The organism is Parabacteroides johnsonii DSM 18315, from assembly GCF_025151045.1.
In the GTDB taxonomy this organism is placed as follows: domain Bacteria; phylum Bacteroidota; class Bacteroidia; order Bacteroidales; family Tannerellaceae; genus Parabacteroides; species Parabacteroides johnsonii.
This window is the reverse complement of record NZ_CP102285.1, coordinates 1,879,314-1,898,307: the sequence shown is the minus strand read 5'-3', so window position 1 is coordinate 1,898,307 and position 18,994 is coordinate 1,879,314. Positions and strand designations below refer to the sequence as shown.

Sequence of the window (18,994 nt, the reverse complement as noted above, 5' to 3'; positions counted from 1 at the left end):
CGACAGCCAACTTAGAGCAACCACTTCTTCAGCCTGCTCATGGCCTCCAACGTGTCGTCTCTGTCTCCGAAAGCGGTGAGACGGAGAAATCCCTCGCCTCCGGGTCCGAACCCTACACCGGGGGTTCCTACTATATTGACTTCATAAAGCAGTTTGTCAAAAAATTTCCAAGAGGAGAGTCCGTCCGGTGTTTTCAGCCAGATGTAAGGAGCGTTTTCGCCACCATACACCCGCAGGCCGCAGCTCCGGAGGCTTTCCCGCATGATACGGGCGTTGGTCATGTAGTAATCGATCGTTTTCCTGATCTGTGTTTTTCCTTCCGGGCTGTAGACTGCTTCGGCACCTCGCTGGGTGATGTAGCTCGTACCGTTGAACTTCGTGCATTGGCGGCGGTTCCACATCCGGTTCAGCGGAACCCGTTCGCCTGCCAGGGTAAAGGCGTTCAACTCTTTCGGGACAATCGTGTAACCGCAACGCACACCTGTGAAACCGGCTGTCTTGGAGAAACTGCGGAACTCGATCGCCACCTTCTTCGCTCCCTTGATCTCGTAGATCGAGTGGGGGATATTGGGGTCCTGGATATAGGCTTCGTAAGCCGAGTCGTACATGATCAGGCAGTCGTTGGCAAGGGCATAGTTCACCCATTTTTTCAGCTCCTCTTTCGTAAGCGTCGTTCCGGTCGGGTTGTTCGGGTAGCAAAGGTAAATGATGTCTACACGGCGGCTGGGCAGATCGGGCACGAAATCGTTAGCTTCCGTGCAAGGTATGTAGACCACATCGCTCCATTTGCCGTCTTCCAGTGTTCCGGTCCGTCCGCTCATCACGTTCGAGTCGATATATACCGGATAGACCGGGTCTGTCACGCCGATACTGTTGTCGTGGCGAAGCATATCACCGATATTCCCACAGTCGCTTTTGGCACCGTCGCTCACAAACACTTCTCCGGGTTCGAGGAAGATACCGCGGCTGGCATAATCATTCTTGATGATGGCATCTATCAGAAACGGATAACCTTGTTCGGGGCCGTATCCGTGAAATGTATCCTTACTTGCCATTTCATCGACTGCTTTGTGCATGGCCTCGATGACGGCAGGGGCTAACGGTTGTGTCACATCGCCGATACCCATGCGGATAATCTTCTTTTTCGGATGTGTAACCTTAAAACTGTTTACTTTCTTTGCGATGTCCGAGAACAGGTAGTTGTTTTGCAGCTTCAGGAAATGTTCATTAATCAGTGCCATACTTTATCAATTGTTTTTTGTTGTGTTTATATTTCCAGTTCTCCCTCGAATACCTTGACCGCCCCGCCGGTCATATAGACGTGTCCGGAACTTTCGTCCCAACGGATGGTGAGAGGGCCTCCATCCATGACGACTTTGGTTTTCCGTCCGGTTTTTCTGCGTATCACGCCTGCGACAGCTGTCGCACAGGCTCCGGTTCCGCAAGCTTGTGTAATGCCGGAGCCTCGTTCCCAAACCTTCATCCGTACTTCGTCCATATTTAATACCTGAACAAACTCGACATTCGTCCGGTTCGGGAACAGCGGATGGCATTCCAGTAAAGGTCCGATGGCCGGCAGATTTATATTCGCGATATCTTCAACAAAAATAACGAGATGCGGATTTCCCATCGAGACAACTGTTCCCGTATAAAAATAGCCTCCGGCTTCTATTTCGAGGGCTGCTTCACCTACAACCGGACAGCCCATGTCGACCGTTACTTCGATAACTTCTTCGCGGGAACCGGAAAGCTTTCGGGTGGTCAGTTGTAACTCCTTAATGCCGGATCGTGTTTCCAGTGTAACGTTTTTTTTGTCTGTCAGTCTTTTGTCATATACATATTTGCCGATACAACGGGAGGCATTTCCGCACATCATGGCTTCGGAACCGTCTGCATTGAAAATACGCATGCTGAAGTCAGCGATTTTCGACGAACCGATCAGAACCAGTCCGTCTGAGCCGATCCCGGTATGAGGAGCGCTTAACCTGATGGCAAGTTTTTCCGGGTTCCGGATCGGAAAAGCCATTGCATTCACGTATATATAGTCGTTCCCGGCTCCGTGCATCTTTGTAAATCTGATTGGTTCTGTCATTTTTGTTATTGTTGTTTTGATTATTATATCTTTTTGCTTTATTACAATGCAAATATACGACGTTTTGATATATTGTAAGTGTAAATAGTATCTTAATGTATGAGAATATTGTGTTGGTAATGGATTGTTACAAATAGGGGTGTTTTATGTTATAAATAGTAATGGTAATACTTGTTTTATCTTTATTATTGTAAGTTCTTCTTTTGAAAATGACTATTCAGATTTATGATAAGGATTTTGGGTTTTGGAAGGAGGAGAGAAAGTTCTGTCTGCTGGTCGACATACATCCTGAAAGATTGCAAGAGTCTGTCAAAATAGAACTTTGCTTGCTACTTCTTTTTTAAGTACGGATTACAGGAATTTCACGGGGACAGAATAAAAATCCGCGTAATCCCTGTAATCCGTGCCTAAAAACAATCATCAAGCGCATTTTGACAGTTCCTTTTATAGGTATGGAAGAGGTTATTTTTGGAATATCTCCGGATATTTGTTGATAAAATAGACCGGAGTGCAACTCCAGGCATGGCAATAGCTATTGATTACGAAGAAGCCATAGGGGGAAAGGTAATCATTGTTCGGGTCATAGACCTCCCAGAAAGTATCGGCTCCTCGCTTTACCATGCTGCCCCAATAATCGGTAATCAGTTTGCGTGCGTCTTGCTGCATGTCGCATTGCAGAAGGGCTTCTATTACATAATGGTAAGCATAGGGGCAGCCCGGATAGCAAGCGTCGGGCATGGACATGACGGCAGCCATCGCCTTAGCTCCTTCTTTCTTGTCCAGCGTGTTGGACAGGATCATCCAAACCTGCGATAGATAGGAGACTTGTTTGTCTTTGCCACTGACCATTACGCCCCGTTTCTTGTCGTAGAAATGCTGACGGGCAGCTTTCTTCATCTTGCCGGCTATTGCTGGCCATTCGCCGGCCTCCTTTTCTTTTCCTAACATTTTTGCCAATTCGTAGCTGTGTTGCAGGGCGAAAATCGTTAATCCTTGCATGGAAGCTTGACGGTCATAGCCGTCTTTCCAGTCGAATACCAGCCAGTATTGAGGTTTCTTATCCATGTCATAGATCCATTCCGATGAGAACTGGCGAAGCGCCAATTCTATCTGGCGGACGGCAACGGGCCATAGGTCATTCGCTGTTTCCATGTCTCCCGTCTCTTTCAGGTATTCCAACAAGGCTACATTGTAAATGAGGCAGTAGTCCAGCGTGTGCGTGCCGTATTGCGGATGGGGTTGGGGCTTTTCGAGCAGTGTGGCATGCAGCAAGCCTTCGTCGTTAGCAAATGCGGCGAGCAGATACAGGCAATATTTGGTCAGTTCATGGTTCTTGAACGTATAGGCATTTGCCAATGCTTCGAGATAGAGGTCACCAATCCACAGGCGGCGATCCCGTTTAGGCCCGTCTTCATAGACGGTCTGCATGCATTCCTTTAGGGTGTTCAAGCCCACTTCGTATATGTCCCGGACCAGAGGATCGGTGGTAGAGGCTAAAGCCGGTGCTTCGTTGGTGACGGAGGTTTGTGCCTTGAAGGTCAGTTTGTCGAACACGAAGTCGAAACTACTCGATATACCCAACAGTTCGATCTTCAGGTAGCGTCCTGCCAGGCGGCGCGGGATTGTCATCTCGTGTGGGACACTCATGATCGTCACGATCTCGTCCTGTACCCAAGAACGGGCCAGGCCACCCTTATAAGGTTCGAGCGGGGTGTTTAATTCACTTGGAACTTCTGCAAAGGTGAACTTAAGCCGGACGGGTGCGTCGGCCGCTTTCAGCCCGGATGGTTTGATGGAGAAAGTGAGATAACCGGTATAATGATTGCCGAAATCCAGGGTAATGGCAGGATGTTTTTTGAATGGTTCGTTGAAGAGGATATCCGGTTGTCCGGCATCTTCCATCCGCCAGCCTTGGAATGCTTTTGCGTCCTGTACGGAACGGACGACTTTTACGGGAGAAATAGTTTGATAACTCAACTCCGGCTTGCAGGCTTCAGCTTTCCGGAGCCATTCTTTACTGTCGCTGAAATACGTGCTTTGCGCCAAGCAGGTCGATCCCCAAGCAAATAGGGCAAAGCCTGCGGTCAATAAGATTTTCTTCATTCTTTATAGGGGCTTAGTAAATAGTTGTTTTGTTTGAATGACGCTTTTTCGGTGAATGAAAACCGCCTTGGAGATATGTCGGGCTTACAGCTCTTTTTGACACTTCCAAGGCGGTTAAGCCATCTTCACTGACAGGCTACTTTGCGTTCTCGATACGGAATGAGTAGCTATAGTCTTTGTTTTTTTCAATCTCATAATGCGGGCGCGGGCCTGGGCCGCAGCTGCCGTTTCCGATGCCACGCTGGATGCAGTCGAGACTTAGGATCACTTCCGCACGGCGGATATTGTCGAGGTCGTGCCCATAGGTCAGTCCCCACAGTTCCGAGTCGGTGAAATGAAGCGCACTGAAATTCAGGTGATCTTTGGACGTGATCCGGATACCCTGGTTATCGAGGCTTTTCAGTGTCAGCCAGCGTACATCGTCGCGATTACCCATCGACTGGGCACGCACGTAGGCTTCTTCCATTCCGGTCACGGTGTTTTTGTACAGGCCGACATAGGCTGCATTTTTGCGGTCCCAATAGTTTTCAATCGGGCCGCGTCCGTACCATTCCACCTTTTCGAGTGTCGGGTTCAAGGCAATCTGAAGGCCGAGGCGAGGCAGGTTAAAGTCGTCACCAGCTTTGAAAGTCGCGTCCACATCGACTGTACCGTTTGCATAGACCGTATAGGTGATGTCGAATGGCAGTACCACCTTTTTGGCTCCGCTTCCTACGGTCGCTTCCAAGCTCGTGGTAATGGTAACCGACTTTTTGTCGGCAGCCTGTTTCCAGTCGAATGCCTGCTTTTTGACGGTGGTCGGCAGATAATCCCGTTTGTCATTGTCTATTGCTCGGAACCAATTGAAATCGAAACCTTCCTTGTTATAGATCATATCTGTACCGGCATAACGCAAAGAAACCATCTTGCCTGTCTCCGGATTGAAAGCGATGAAGAATCCCGGAGCGCGGAAACCGATCTGCCCTTTTTCTTCTTCCACTTTCAGCGTGTCGTTGAAAGCCATGTCGACAGGAACTACCGCAATCTTTTCGGTCAGCGGATATTGCTCGGATGCCACTTCGTGTCCGGCATTCGTCCAGTTGCAATCCTTTTTCAACCGGGTTGACAAGTTAAGGAAGTATTCACTGCCGGTATTCAAAGCTGTTTTATAAGGAATCGTCACTTCGATATCTTTGTTTGGGGCTGTATCGCCTAAAGGCAGTATGCCCGATTCGACTACTTGGCCGTCTTTCAACAACTGCCATTGCAAATCAAACTGATCCAGATTCAGGAAGTCATAGCGGTTTTCCAGCTTCACCTTGCCGGCCTTGAGGTCTACCGGTTTGAATTTGATGTATTGGTATACTTTCTTCACTTCGATCAATTTGGGAGTCACTTGGCGGTCGGGAGTTACGATACCGTTACAGCAGAAATCGAAATCGTTCGGTTTGTCGCCGAAACCACCGCCGAAGTAGTAACGGTCAGGCAGTTCGCTATATTTGTTGATACCTTGGTCCACCCAGTCCCAGATACAACCGCCTATCATACGGTGGGAATGGTTTTCGATATAATCCCAATATTCGTCGAGGTTGCCGATCGCATTCCCCATCGCGTGTGCATATTCGCAAAGGAAGAACGGTTTTTCGCTCTTTTCCTCATCCTGTTGCTTCATTGACTCGATGGAAGGATACATACGGGAATCCATATCGGCGATCCGGTTCTTACCTTCGTAGTGGATCGGACGCGGATCGAGCTTGCGTGCTTCTTCATATACGGTGTCGAAGTTCTTGCCGTCTCCGGACTCGTTACCCATAGACCAGAAAATGACGGACGGGTGGTTCTTGTCGCGCTCGATCATGCGGACCATACGATCTACGTAGGCGGGCAACCAGCTTTCCTTGTTGCTGATCGAATGGTTGCCATGACATTCTATATCTGCTTCGTCCATCACATAGAGGCCATAGTAATCGTACAATGCGTACATCTTGGCGTCGTTCGGATAATGGCTCGTACGGATCGTATTCAGGTTATAGCGTTTGAAAAGCAATATATCCTCGATCATCGACTCGACTGGAACCGCTTTTCCATGTTGCGGATGGATGTCGTGGCGATTGGCCCCTTTGAAGAAGACCTGCTCGTTGTTGATATATACCCGCTTATTCTTGATCTCGATTTTACGGAAACCGAATTGTGAAGACATCGCTTCGAGTGTTTTGCCCGTCTTGTCTTTCAGTTCCAGTATCGTTGTGTAGAGGTAGGGAGTTTCGGCAGACCAGAGATGTGGGTTCTTGACTTCAACGCTGGCCGTGCTGACCGCTTCCTGTCCCTTCCTGATGTCTTCGACAACATCGGATATAAAGGCCACCTGCTTGCCGTCCTGGTCCAGCAGCGTGATGTCGACAACCGCTTCGTCCACCGCCTTTCCATAGTTCGTCACGTTGGTACGGACATTGAATGTCGCTTTGCTCAGGTCATCCCCAGCAAATGAAGCGGTCAGATAGTAATCGCGCAAACGCAGTTTGGGAGTTGCGAACAGATAAACATCGCGATGGATACCGCTCAAGCGGAACATATCCTGGTCTTCCAAGTAGCTACCGTCGCTCCAGCGGTACACTTCGACTGCCAAGATGTTCTTTCCCGGCTTCACGTATCGGGTGATGTTGAACTCGGCATCGTTGTTTGCTCCTTGGCTGTAACCGACTTTCTTTCCATTTACCCAAAGATACATGGCGCTGTAGACACCGTCGAAATGGATAAAGATTTCACTCCCTTTCCAGTCGTCGGGGATATTGAAGTCACGGCGGTAAGAACCGACAGGGTTCGGTTCGTCCATGATCGTATATCCTTTCTTACCCTGTATAAAAGGAGGATTGTTGCGATGCGGATAGGTGATATTCGTATAAATCGGCGTGCCGTATCCGTACATTTCCCAATTGGAAGGAACCGGAATTTCTTTCCAGCCGGAAACATCGTAATTCGGTTTATAGAAATTGACCGGACGTTCGGACGGCTGTTTCACCCAATTGAATTTCCAGTTGCCGTTCAACAGCTGGTAACGCGGCGAGTTCGGGCGAAGCCAGGCTTTGCGGTAGTCGGGCGAACTTTTCAGGCTTTCTACGGAGGGGAAGGGGACATAAGTCGTATGCCCCGGTTCCTTGTTGACAGCAAAGATGGTTTCGTTCTCCCAATCCTTGTCGCTGGAGCCACGTAGGGCTTCCTTGTCTATTTTAAGGTTGGACCGGCGCAGTGTCCAGTGTTGTCTGGCACTGGTCGAATCGGCGGTAAGCTGGAGAGCTGCTTTACCCGGCTGTCCGTCGTCGCTTATACCGAGGTTCAGCCCGTTTGCTATGTTGGTGAATGTGTAGGTGTTTTCGCCTATCTTCGTGAGTTTCCAGAACTGGTTCATATTGGTCGCTCCGTTGTCCCACTGGATAACCGGGCCCGGTTCTTTCGTATTGTTGTTGTCCACGCATTTGTCGGAGAGGGGCGTGCAGATCTTGTAGACCCCGTAGCCGGGAGTCGTCAGTTGCCATACCTGCGACATCCGGTTCTCCACACGGTTGTTGATGAATATTTGGGTCCCGTCGTCTTCGCTGTCTTGATTGTCGAGAACCAGATTGTTACTGCTTACGATCTCGTAATAGGCGTTGGGATCGATTTCTTGTGAATGTCCTGTTCGGGGAAGCATAGCCATAAGCAGAAGCATGGCGAAGAGCACCCCAGTAGAAATCTTGCTTTTCATGTGAATATAGATTTATATTATTCCTCAAAAGTAGGACAATTTGACGGATAATCCTATTCTTGTTTCTGTATTTATTTTTACTTTTGTCTACATATAAACAGAATAGGATGGATATGGAAAGTAATAATTTTCAGTATGAGAGCGGGATGAAGTGGGAGAATGCCGGTGAAGGGGTTGTCCGTCAGATCATGGCCTACAATGACGACCTGATGATGGTCAAAGTAAAATTTGAAACCGGGGCTGTCGGTACTCCTCATACACACCCGCATACGCAAGCTACTTATGTGGCAAGCGGCGTGTTTGAGTTCACGACGGATGGTGAGACAAAGATCGTCCACCCAGGCGACGGAATCTATATGAAACCGGGGGTACTGCATGGTTGCAGATGCCTGGAAGCGGGTGTGCTGATCGACACATTCAGTCCGATACGGAAAGATTTTCTCTGACTTATTTAAAATAGAGTCTTAAAGGGTTTATGCTTTACGGCCTATCTCCGGCAATGTCCGGCGGTAGGCCGTTATTTTTTTGGTAGACAGAGAAAATAAAAAATGAAGATTTGGATTTATAATCAATGTAGAATAAAAAAAATGACTTAGTTCGATAAGAACTACGTTAATAATGACGCAAAGATATGGAATTAAACTTAATAGAAATGGATATATTGTTAAAATATGTAATTTATGTAGTGACTTGTTATGTAAAATAGCTTTTTTAGGGATTGTATGGGGCTTTCTACCGTTAAAAAATACCTAAAAAGTAAATAGTTCTTATCGAACTTAATTAAATTTTAAATTATGAACTTAGATGAGCCTCAAAAATGCAGTATTACTGGTTGGTTAGTCGCTAACAAATTGACAGATCGTGAATTCTATTTTGCCATCGTTTTGTTTGTGTTTTCAATCTTGTTTTTGACAGGATGCTATAATGATGAAGAGCTATGGAATAAAATTTCGGGATTGGAAGAACGAGTCAAGGCTTTGGAAACCTGGCAGGCAGCTGCCAGCAGCAACATCGATGCTCTTCAAAAATTGATGGACGAGACTGATTATATCACGGATGTCACCCCAGTGATTTTGGGTAATGACACGGTCGGCTATACGATCCGTTTTAAGAATCAGGAACCGGCGACCATCTATACACGGAGAGAAAGGTGAAACAGGGGATACCCCGGCGATTGGTGTAAAACAGTCCGAAGAAGGCGATTGGTATTGGACGCTCGACGGTGAGCCTATTACAGATCCCGACGGCAATACAATCCATGCTAACGCACAGACTATTGCTCCGCAATTGAAACTGGGTAGTCAGTTACCTCCCGATGCGATCATAATCGGTTTAAGATCGATAGATGAAACAGCCGTTTATCTTTCTGTAGACGGTGGCAAGCAGTGGGCTAAAATCTCCGGTGAACGAGGTGAGGCGGGAGAGCAGGGACCGACCGGCTCGCAAGGTCCTACCGGAAGTGGGGGTGGTGGAGATCCATTCTTCAAGGATGTGAAGGTATATGATGATTTTGTTGAGTTTGTTTTGAAAGATGGAACAGTATTGAGTATGCCTGTCACTGTCCAGAATTATATCGACATAAATGATATAGACTGGGACAAATCCAATGTCTGGAAGGTTATGGATGGGGAAAAACAGGTTGCGGAGATTTGTAAGGAAGGGTTTGGCAGGATTCCGGGGCAGAGTGGGATAACTTGTCAAGTCGTTGCCGTTTATCCAGTTGGTCCCAATAATGAGGTGGACCTTGCAAATGGTTATATAGCTAAATATCTCGGAGGTGCCAAAGGCAGTAGGAATATTGCCGGAGGAAGTATCGGTTGGACAACACGAGGCGATTATGATAATGGTAATGTGTCACCTCTTGCAACTTTTATCGCAGGAACTGAAGGGAAGGAAGAAGTCTCCAAATTGATGATTACATCATCTAAAAAAGTCAAGGAGTGCAAAAGTGGAATCGATAAGTATAAGTTAGAACCTTATATTATTTCGGATACTGACGGTAACGAATATCCTGTTGTTAAGATTGGAGTGGCTTATTGGATGAGAGAGAATTTACGTGCTACTAAGTTTAAGGATGGAACTTCTTTGGTTTATCAGCGGAGTGCGACGGATGATCAGAAGAACCAAACCTTGTATCTTAACGAATATTCGACTGGTACTCAGTATCAGAAGGTAGCTATGTATGATTACTATAAGAAAGATGATAGTTTCGATGTTGAAACTCAGAGTGATGAAGTGAAGAAACGATATGGCTTGCATTATAACTTTTCGGCTGTGGCGGGAGATTACGATCCATATGTCCAGAATCTTGGAGCAGGCTACAATATCCTTTCACAAGATATAGAAGGACAAACTAATAATAGTCTTTGTCCCGATGGGTGGCATATTCCTACAAGTTTTACGAATGGTGTATTTGGTAATTATTATGCAGACATGGAATACATTGATTATATTTTCGGTTTTGACTGGTGGCATATGATGGTCTCTAATGTAGCGGAAAATAAAGATAGTCGTGATTGGGTGGTTGCGCAATGGTGGAAGTCTGGTGATAATACTCCTGATAATTTGAGCGGACTTTCACTTTATGCTGTGCCTGCACTGGGACAAACAACAGGGTTTGGTAAAACCGGTACTCCTAAGTTTAATTCAACAGAATTAGAAGGTACTGTCTTATTTTGGGTCGATATCTTGTCAAATGGAATACCAATGTTTCCATATTTGGATGGCGACAATGATATGGTTAATAATAATGTTCCAGCGGCAGCAGTCGGAGCCTGTTATTTCCCTATCCGTTGCGTGCGGGATTAGTGACAGTTATCTGAAAACAGAAGCAAACTTCAGTTTAGCGGTTTGCTTCTGTTTTTATATCTATCTCTTCAGTAGGAATTCCAAAAAGGACAAGAGATATAGAAGGATTATTGTGTCTTATCCGTCAATATCTTATTTTTGAAGAAATCTTTATTCGACTTATATTTTGATAGAATATACCGATTTGGATATATTTTGTTACAGGGATCGGTATGTCAGTATGCCGCCTCATGTACCCCTTTCACCGCCCGTCCGCTGGGGTCGTTCATGTTTTTGAAAGCAGAGTCCCAGGCGAGGGCTTCGGCGGTAGAGCAGGCGACGCTGGGGATGCTCGGCACGCTGCGGGCGGCACTTTCGCTGGGGAAATGTTCCTCGAAGATGGTGCGGTAGAAGTATTCTTCTTTGTTTTGCGGTGTGTTGATCGGGAAACGTCGGGCTGCATTGGCCATTTCGGTGTCGCTGACGGCTTGGGCGGTCACCTTCTTCAGCGTGTCGATCCAACTGTAGCCAACGCCATCGGAGAATTGTTCTTTCTGGCGCCAGGCTATTTCCGAGGGGAGCACGTCGGCGAAGGCCTCGCGGAGAATTTTCTTCTCGATCACGCTACCGGGACACATTTTGGCTTCAGGATTGAGGCGCATGGCAACATCGAGAAACTCTTTGTCGAGGAAAGGAACGCGACCTTCCACACCCCAGGCACACAAGCTTTTGTTAGCCCGGAGACAGTCATACATATAGAGTTTGCTCAGTTTACGGACGGTCTCTTCGTGAAAAGCCTTTGCATCCGGGGCTTTGTGGAAATAGAGGTAACCCCCGAACACTTCATCCGCCCCTTCGCCACTCAATACCATCTTTATCCCCATCGATTTGATTACGCGAGCCAACAGGTACATCGGAGTGGAGGCGCGGACAGTTGTCACGTCGTATGTCTCGATGTAGTAGATCACGTCACGAATGGCATCGAGTCCTTCCTCGATCGTGTAGTTGATCTCGTGGTGGACAGTACCGATATAATCAGCCACTTTCTTGGCTGCCACTAAATCTGGCGCTCCTTTAAGACCGACAGCGAAGGAGTGTAGCCGGGGCCACCATGCTTCTGCCTTTCCTTCGGTCTCGATACGTTTGGCTGCGTATTTTTTGGCTATGGCGGAGGTGATGGACGAGTCCAGGCCGCCGGAAAGGAGTACGCCATAAGGCACGTCGCTCATCAGTTGGCGGCGTACGGCCGCTTCGAGGGCATCGTGCAGTTCCTCTACGCTGGCAGGATTATCTTTCACGTTATCATATTGCATCCAGTCGCGGATATACCAGCGGGTGAAATCCTTATCACGGCTATAGAAATAGTGTCCCGGAGGGAACTGTCCGTATGTGGTGGCGAAGCCTTCGAGCCCTTTCAGTTCAGAAGAAATAAGGAGATGCCCTTCGTCGTCGTAGCCGATGTAGAGGGGGATGACGCCGATCGGGTCGCGGGCAATCAGGTAGCTGTCGTCCGTTTCGTCGTAGAGAGCGAACCCGAAAATGCCGCTCAGCTTTTCCACACATCCCACACCGTACTTGCGGTAGAGGGCGAGGATGACCTCGCAGTCGCTTCCGGTCTGGAATTCGTATTCGTCTTTCAACTGTTCGCGGAGTTCGCGGTGGTTGTATATCTCGCCGTTGACGGTGAGGATCAGTTGGCCGTCTTTGCTTCTCAGAGGTTGGCCGCCGGATGCAGGATCGACGATGGAGAGGCGTTCATGGGCGAGGATGGCGGTCCTGCCTTGATAGATACCGCTCCAGTCCGGACCGCGGTGACGGATGCGTTTACTCATTTTTAGGGCTTGCTGACGGAGGTCGGCGGCGTTGCTATGGATGTTGAAGATTGCTGTAATACCACACATGTTAATTAAATTTTAAAAGTTGAAATTATTTGTTTCTGAGATACTGGTCGATGGCAGCGGCGACCTTGCGGCCGGAGGCCATGGCACGGACAACGAGGCTGGCCCCGCTGACGGCATCGCCGGAGGCGAAGAGGTTGGTGTCGGCTATCTGGTTGGTGACCGGATCGACGGCGATGTTACCGCGTGCGTCGACGGCAAGGGAAAGTTCTTTGACGAGGCCTTCCTGCTCGGGATGTATGAAACCCATCGCAAGAAAGACGAGGTCGGCTTCGATCACTTCCGTGCGGCCAGTCTTGCGCATTTCCGGTCGGCCTTCCTTTTCGGTCGGTTGCCATTTTACCTCTTCGACTTCGACACCTTTCAGGGTGTTCTTATCTCCGATGAAGCGGACGGAAGCGAGGTTCCAGCGACGGATGCATCCTTCTTCATGACTGCTGCTTGTTTTCAGTACTTGCGGATATAAGGGCCAAGGAGTTGCCGGGTTATGTCCGACAGGTGGCTGTGGCATGATCTCGATTTGCGTCACGCTCGCGGCTTTGTGGCGGTTGGCTGTCCCGACACAGTCGCTTCCCGTATCGCCGCCACCGATGACAAGGACTTTCTTGCCTTTGCAGTTGATGATGTCTTTAGACGGGATAACGATGCCTTCGAGGATACGATTCTGTTGTGACAACAGTTCGAGGGCGAAATGGACACCTTTCAGATTACGCCCTTCGATAGGGAGGTCACGTGGTATTTCGGAGCCGATGGCGACACAAACGGCATCGAACGTCAAGGCGATCTCTTTGGCAGATACTTCGCTGCCGACCATCGTGTTAACTTTGAAGACGATCCCTTCCTGTTCCATCAACCGGATACGGCGGTCGATGATGTTCTTCCCTAATTTGAAGTTCGGAATACCGAAGCGGAGCAGGCCACCCGGGAGTTCGTCCTTTTCGAATACGGTCACTTCATATCCCCGGCGGTTCAGTTGGTTGGCGGCTGTCAGTCCGGCCGGGCCACTGCCGATCACCGCCACCCGTTTGCCGTTACGGACAGGACGGATCGGTTGGATATATCCTTCTCGGAAAGAGGCCTCTACGATGGAGGCTTCGTTCTCACGTATCGTGACAGGCTCGTCGCAGCTCAGTTTCAGCACACAGCTTTTCTCGCAAAGGGCGGGGCAGATGCGTCCGGTAAACTCCGGGAAGTCGCAGGTCTGTTGCAGCACATGGAAGGCCTCGCGCCATTTGCCTTTATAGAGCAGGTCTTGCCATTCGGGTTGTTTATTGCCTAACGGGCAGGCCCAGTGGCAGAAGGGCACGCCGCAGTCCATGCAGCGAGAGGCTTGTCTGCGGCGGTCACTGCTGTTGAGCGTTTGTTCTACTTCGCTAAAATCGTCGATGCGTTCATGGACGGGACGATATCCGGCCTCTTGCCGGTGTATGGTGAGGAATGCTTTTGGATTTCCCATGTTGGTAATTGATTGTTTATACTGATACTTTTTCTTTCTTCATAATTTGGCCCGGATGGGTACGTCTCTCTGCCGTTTTAGTAGTCGCGCTGCATCTCAGCGATCTTTTGCTGCAACTTCTTCATCTGCTCTTCCTGCAAGACCTTTTTGTATTCGATCGGGACGATCTGGATGAACTCATCTACATACTTGTCCCAGTTGTCGAGCATCTTGCTTGCGAGGTGGCTACCGGTGAAATGGTAATGCTTGCGGATCAGCTCGTGCAGTTCTTTACGTGTCGTACTGTCTTCGATCAGCGAGAGTTCGACCATCTCCATATTGCAGTAGTAGTCGAAGTCCCCTTCCTTGTTCCACACATAAGCGACACCACCGCTCATGCCAGCGGCGAAGTTGCGCCCTGTACGTCCGAGAACCACCACGCGTCCTCCGGTCATATATTCGCAGCAGTGGTCGCCGACCCCTTCCACGACAGCGATAGCACCGGAGTTGCGCACGCAGAAACGTTCGCCTACACGTCCGTTGATATATACTTCGCCACTTGTCGCCCCGTATATCAGGGTGTTTCCGGCAATCGTGTTGTTCTCGGCTATGAAAGTCGACCGTACCGGAGGCATCACGCTGATGCGCCCACCACTCAAGCCTTTGCCTAAATAATCGTTGGCTTCCCCTTCGAGGCGGAAGTTGACACCGTGTGCAAGGAAGGCGCCGAAGCTCTGTCCGGCCGAACCTTTGAATTTGATATTAAGTGTATGTTCCGGCAGTCCGGCGTCGCCGTATCGTTTGGCAATCTCGCCAGAGAGCATAGCGCCTACCGAGCGGTCGGTGTTGGCTATGGCATAATCCAAGGAAATCTCCTGCCGGTGCTCGATGGCCGGCATAGCATGCAGGATAATGTCCTGATCTTTTACATGTCCGGTCAGATGCACCTGTTCCGTCGTATGCCGGATGGCATTTGTCGCCGCTTGTGCCGGGATGTGCAGCAATTTGGAGAAATCGAGCAATGCGTATTTGCCGGATGCTGACGAAGTAGAGGAGAGCCGATCGATCAGGTCCGTGCGTCCGATAATGTCGTCTAACCGCCTGAAGCCCATCTCTGCCAAATATTCTCGAACCTCTTCAGCGAGGAAGGTGAAGAAGTTCACTAAATATTCGTGACGTCCATGGAAACGCTTGCGCAGTTCCTCGTCTTGAGTGGCGACACCTACCGGGCAGGTGTTCATGTGGCATTTGCGCATCATCACGCAGCCCAGCACGATCAGGGCGGAAGTAGCGAAACCGAACTCTTCGGCTCCCAGCAGAGCCATCAGGACGATGTCGCGCCCGGTCTTCAACTGTCCGTCTGTTTGCAATCGGACCTGCCCGCGAAGGTTGTTCATGACTAAGGTTTGTTGTGTCTCCGACAATCCCAGTTCGGGGGGCAGTCCGGCATATCGGATGGAGCTTATTGGCGAAGCACCTGTTCCCCCTTCGGCACCTGATATGACGATGCGGTCGGCCTTCGCTTTTGCCACGCCCGCTGCAATTGTCCCGACGCCGCTTTCCGATACCAGCTTCACGCTTATCTCAGCACTTGGGTTGACGTTTTTCAAGTCGAAGATCAGTTGTGCCAAGTCTTCGATCGAGTAAATATCATGGTGAGGGGGAGGAGAGATCAGTGAGATACCCGGAATGGAGTGGCGTGTTTTGGCAATCACGTCGTTAACCTTGAATCCCGGCAACTGTCCGCCTTCGCCCGGCTTCGCGCCCTGGGCAACCTTGATCTGTATCTCGTCCGCATTCACTAAATATTCGGCTGTCACGCCAAAGCGTCCGGAGGCGACCTGCTTGATGGCGGAACGGAGGGAGAGGCCGTCTTTGCGGGGGATGAAACGGGTGGAGTCTTCACCCCCTTCCCCGGTGTTGCTGCGTCCGTGTATCTTGTTCATCGCCATTGCCATCGTCTCGTGTGCCTCCTTGCTGATCGAACCGAAACTCATGGCGCCCGTGACGAAACGCTTCATGATCTCGCTTGCCGGTTCCACCTCTTCGACCGGAATGGGGTTTCCCGTCCGGAAGGTAAGGAAGTCGCGGAGGAAAATCGGTGCGTCTTTTTCGTCTACGAGATGCGTATATTCCTTGAATTTCTTGTAGCTACCTAATCGGGTCGCTAGTTGAAGGGCCGAGATCGTCTCCGGGTTCCATGCGTGTTTTTCACCGTCTTTTCGGAAGTTGTATAGTCCTTTATGTTCAAGAGTCAGGTTGTCCACCGTTCCACCGAAGGCCTGATGATGCAGGGCGATGGCGTCGGCTGCTATTTCTTGTAGGCGGATACCGCCTACATTGCTGGCTGTCCCGCCGAAATAGGTATCGATGAGTGCGGTCGAGAGTCCGACTACCTCAAACAGTTTGGCGCCGCGATAGCTGCGGATCGTACTGATCCCCATCTTGCTCATGACCTTGAACAGGCCTTTGCAAAGCGCTTTGATATAGTTCTTGCGCGCCATCTCGTAGTTGAGTTGTATCTCCTGTTTGTCCACCATATCCTGAAGGATGGCGAACGACATATATGGATTGATGGCACTTGCCCCATAGCCTAAGAGCAGGGCGGCATGCATCACTTCGCGCATTTCCCCCGTCTCCACCACCAAAGCGGTCTGCACACGTTTCTGTACGGAGATCAGGTGATGGTGTACGGCGCTGACGGCAAGGAGCGAAGGGATAGGGGCATGGGTTTCATCCACGTCCTTATCGCTCAGGATGATGTAGTTCACACCGTCTGCGACAGACTGTTCCGCCTGCTTGCAAAGTCGGTCGAGGGCGGCTTTCAGTCCTTCGCTGCCTCGCGACACTTCGAAAAGCATCGGCAGCTTGACGGATTTGAAACCTTTGTAGCGGATATTGCAAAGAATGTCCAATTGTGTGTTGGTCAGTATCGGATGGGCGAGGCGCACCATTTTGCAATGTGTTTCATTCGGGATAAGGATGTTGCTCCCTACGGCGCCGATATATTCTGTCAGGCTCATAACCAATTCTTCACGAAGCGGATCGATCGGCGGGTTCGTCACTTGGGCGAACTGTTGGCGGAAATAGTTGAACAACAGTTGAGGGCGCTCGGAAAGGATGGCCAGCGGCGTGTCGTTTCCCATCGAACCGACCGGCTCTGCACTACCTGTGCACATCGGGGTGATGATGCATTCGATATCTTCGCGGCTATACCCGAAGGTGCGTAGCATCCTGTCATATCCGGCAACGGTGTGCGGTACACGGCGTCCCGACTTCAGTTCGTCCAGTTCTACCCGGTTGTTTGCCAGCCATACATGGTAGGGCTGTGCGTCGGCAAGCTGCTTTTTCAGTTCGCCGTCGTAATAGATCCTGCCTTCTTCCGTATCGACCAGCAGGATTTTGCCCGGTTGCAGACGCCCCTTTTCCTCTATTTCATCAGGTTCGAAGTCCATTACGCCCACTTCGGACGCCACGACCATTATGCCGTTTTTCGTGATCAAGTAGCGTGCCGGGCGCAAGCCGTTGCGGTCGAGCATTCCTCCGGCATACCGTCCGTCGCTGAAGAGTAGGGCGGCCGGGCCATCCCACGGTTCCATCAGGATAGAATGGTATTCGTAGAACGCTTTCAGGTCTTCCGATATCGGGTTTTTCTCATTGAAACTTTCCGGGACCAGCATCGCCATGGCATGTGGCAGGCTCATGCCGGACGCCACGAAAAATTCCAGCACGTTGTCCAGCGAAGCACTGTCGCTCATACCTGGCTGGATGATCGGGCGTATCTCGTCTATGTTTGGGATACGGGGAGAGGACAGGACGCTTTCACGTGCTTCCATCCAGCCACGGTTGCCCCGTATCGTATTGATTTCCCCGTTGTGTGCCAGGAGACGGAACGGTTGTGCCAGACTCCAGGTCGGGAATGTGTTTGTACTGAAACGGGAGTGGACGAGTGCCAGTCCGCTTGTCAGATAGTGGTTGGCCAGATCGGGGAAATAATGGCGAAGCTGCATTGATTCCAGCATACCTTTATATATAATACTCTTGGTGGAAAGCGACACCACGTAGAAATCTTTCCTATCCGGTATGTCGGATGCCGCCACCCGCTTCTCGATCCGTTTACGAATGATGTAGAGTTTCAGTTCCAACATCTGCTGGTCGTCGCATCCGGTGATAAACACCTGTTTAATATCCGGCTCCGTGTCTCGTGCGTCGTTTCCTAAGATGTCCGTGTTGACAGGTACTTTGCGCAGATGCATCAAGGTCAGTCCTTCCTTTTCGATCTCTTCGATCATAAAACTGAGGATGGCCGAACGCTGTTCCTCGTCTTTCGGAAAGAAGACCAGTCCGGTTCCGTACTTGCCCTTTTCCGGTACGGGGATGCCTTGCAGTAAGATAAACTCGTGTGGAATTTGCAACAGGATGCCTGCACCGTCGCCGGTCTTGTTATCCGCTCCTTCCGCACCTCGGTGCCGCATGTTTTCCAATATTTTAAGGGCTGATTCCACTATGCCGTGCGATTTACCACCATGGACGTTTACGACCAGCCCTACGCCGCAAGCGTCATGCTCGTTGGTAGGATCGTATAATCCTTGTTTATTGTTCAAATTGCTCCTTGTATCCATTATTAGTTGACCTTATGTTTGTGAAATATTTGATTTGTTTATCAAATTGCTTGACAAATATATGCTATTTGTTTCAAAATGTAATAATATTGAGCGCGGATGAGGAGAGGCTTTTTTATTCTATAGATTGGTTTGTTTTTATTTGAAAGTGTTTTGCTGATTTGTGTGATAATTTGTAATGAAAATATTGTTTAATTCTTTCAAATAGAAAGTATATCGTATTCTTTCGATACGTATTCTTGGAGGATAATAAAGGAGAGGATGGAATGAAATTTACCGGATGCGACCTGCCGCAGACGATACAGGGATGCGCACTCGTCTGCGGCAGGCAATGTA

10 protein-coding genes are annotated in these 18,994 nt (G+C 49.5%); 3 read left to right on the top strand and 7 right to left on the bottom strand.

The genetic code is table 11. The features are described from left to right. Positions 1 to 11: 11 nt before the first annotated feature. From NQ564_RS07755 to NQ564_RS07740, 4 genes are all read right to left on the bottom strand, one after another. Entirely contained in the window at positions 12 to 1,241 is a 1,230-nt protein-coding gene (locus NQ564_RS07755) for an LL-diaminopimelate aminotransferase (RefSeq protein WP_008149124.1), read from the bottom strand. 26 nt (positions 1,242 to 1,267) lie between these two features. Then, the gene (dapF, locus tag NQ564_RS07750; protein WP_008149125.1) at positions 1,268 to 2,092 is read right to left on the bottom strand and encodes a diaminopimelate epimerase; all 825 of its coding nucleotides are present in this window, start codon (positions 2,090 to 2,092) and stop codon (positions 1,268 to 1,270) included. A gap of 462 nt (positions 2,093 to 2,554) precedes the next feature. After that, a complete protein-coding gene (locus NQ564_RS07745) occupies positions 2,555 to 4,195 on the bottom strand; it encodes an alpha-L-rhamnosidase-related protein (protein WP_008149127.1) in 1,641 nt (546 codons plus the stop codon). A gap of 136 nt (positions 4,196 to 4,331) precedes the next feature. Further along, positions 4,332 to 7,916, bottom strand: coding sequence for a glycoside hydrolase family 2 TIM barrel-domain containing protein (locus NQ564_RS07740; protein WP_008149128.1), 3,585 nt, complete (start codon positions 7,914 to 7,916; stop codon positions 4,332 to 4,334). A 107-nt stretch (positions 7,917 to 8,023) separates the two neighbouring features. On the opposite strand from NQ564_RS07740, the gene NQ564_RS07735 reads away from it, so the two are divergent. The 3 genes from NQ564_RS07735 (at position 8,024) to NQ564_RS07725 (ending at position 10,724) form a co-directional block, all read left to right on the top strand. Next, complete coding sequence (locus NQ564_RS07735; RefSeq protein ID WP_008149129.1) at positions 8,024 to 8,362, top strand: cupin domain-containing protein; 339 nt, start codon at positions 8,024 to 8,026, stop codon at positions 8,360 to 8,362. Between the two features lie 348 nt (positions 8,363 to 8,710). Beyond that, positions 8,711 to 9,070: a PL29 family lyase N-terminal domain-containing protein gene (locus NQ564_RS07730; protein ID WP_008149130.1), complete on the top strand. Its 360-nt coding sequence runs from the start codon at positions 8,711 to 8,713 to the stop codon at positions 9,068 to 9,070. Continuing rightward, positions 8,997 to 10,724, top strand: coding sequence for a fibrobacter succinogenes major paralogous domain-containing protein (locus tag NQ564_RS07725; protein ID WP_227963241.1), 1,728 nt, complete (start codon positions 8,997 to 8,999; stop codon positions 10,722 to 10,724). The genes NQ564_RS07730 and NQ564_RS07725 overlap by 74 nt, the downstream gene beginning before the upstream one ends. Before the next feature lie 215 nt (positions 10,725 to 10,939). On the opposite strand, the gene asnB is transcribed toward NQ564_RS07725, so the two are convergent. The 3 genes from asnB to gltB form a co-directional block, all read right to left on the bottom strand. Continuing rightward, complete coding sequence (gene asnB, locus NQ564_RS07720; protein WP_129649991.1) at positions 10,940 to 12,604, bottom strand: asparagine synthase B; 1,665 nt, start codon at positions 12,602 to 12,604, stop codon at positions 10,940 to 10,942. Between the two features lie 25 nt (positions 12,605 to 12,629). After that, positions 12,630 to 14,057 (bottom strand): glutamate synthase subunit beta, encoded by a 1,428-nt coding sequence (locus NQ564_RS07715; RefSeq protein ID WP_129649989.1) that lies wholly within the window; start codon positions 14,055 to 14,057, stop codon positions 12,630 to 12,632. Between the two features lie 77 nt (positions 14,058 to 14,134). Continuing rightward, positions 14,135 to 18,658, bottom strand: coding sequence for a glutamate synthase large subunit (gene gltB / locus NQ564_RS07710; protein WP_129649987.1), 4,524 nt, complete (start codon positions 18,656 to 18,658; stop codon positions 14,135 to 14,137). Positions 18,659 to 18,994 lie beyond the last annotated feature (336 nt).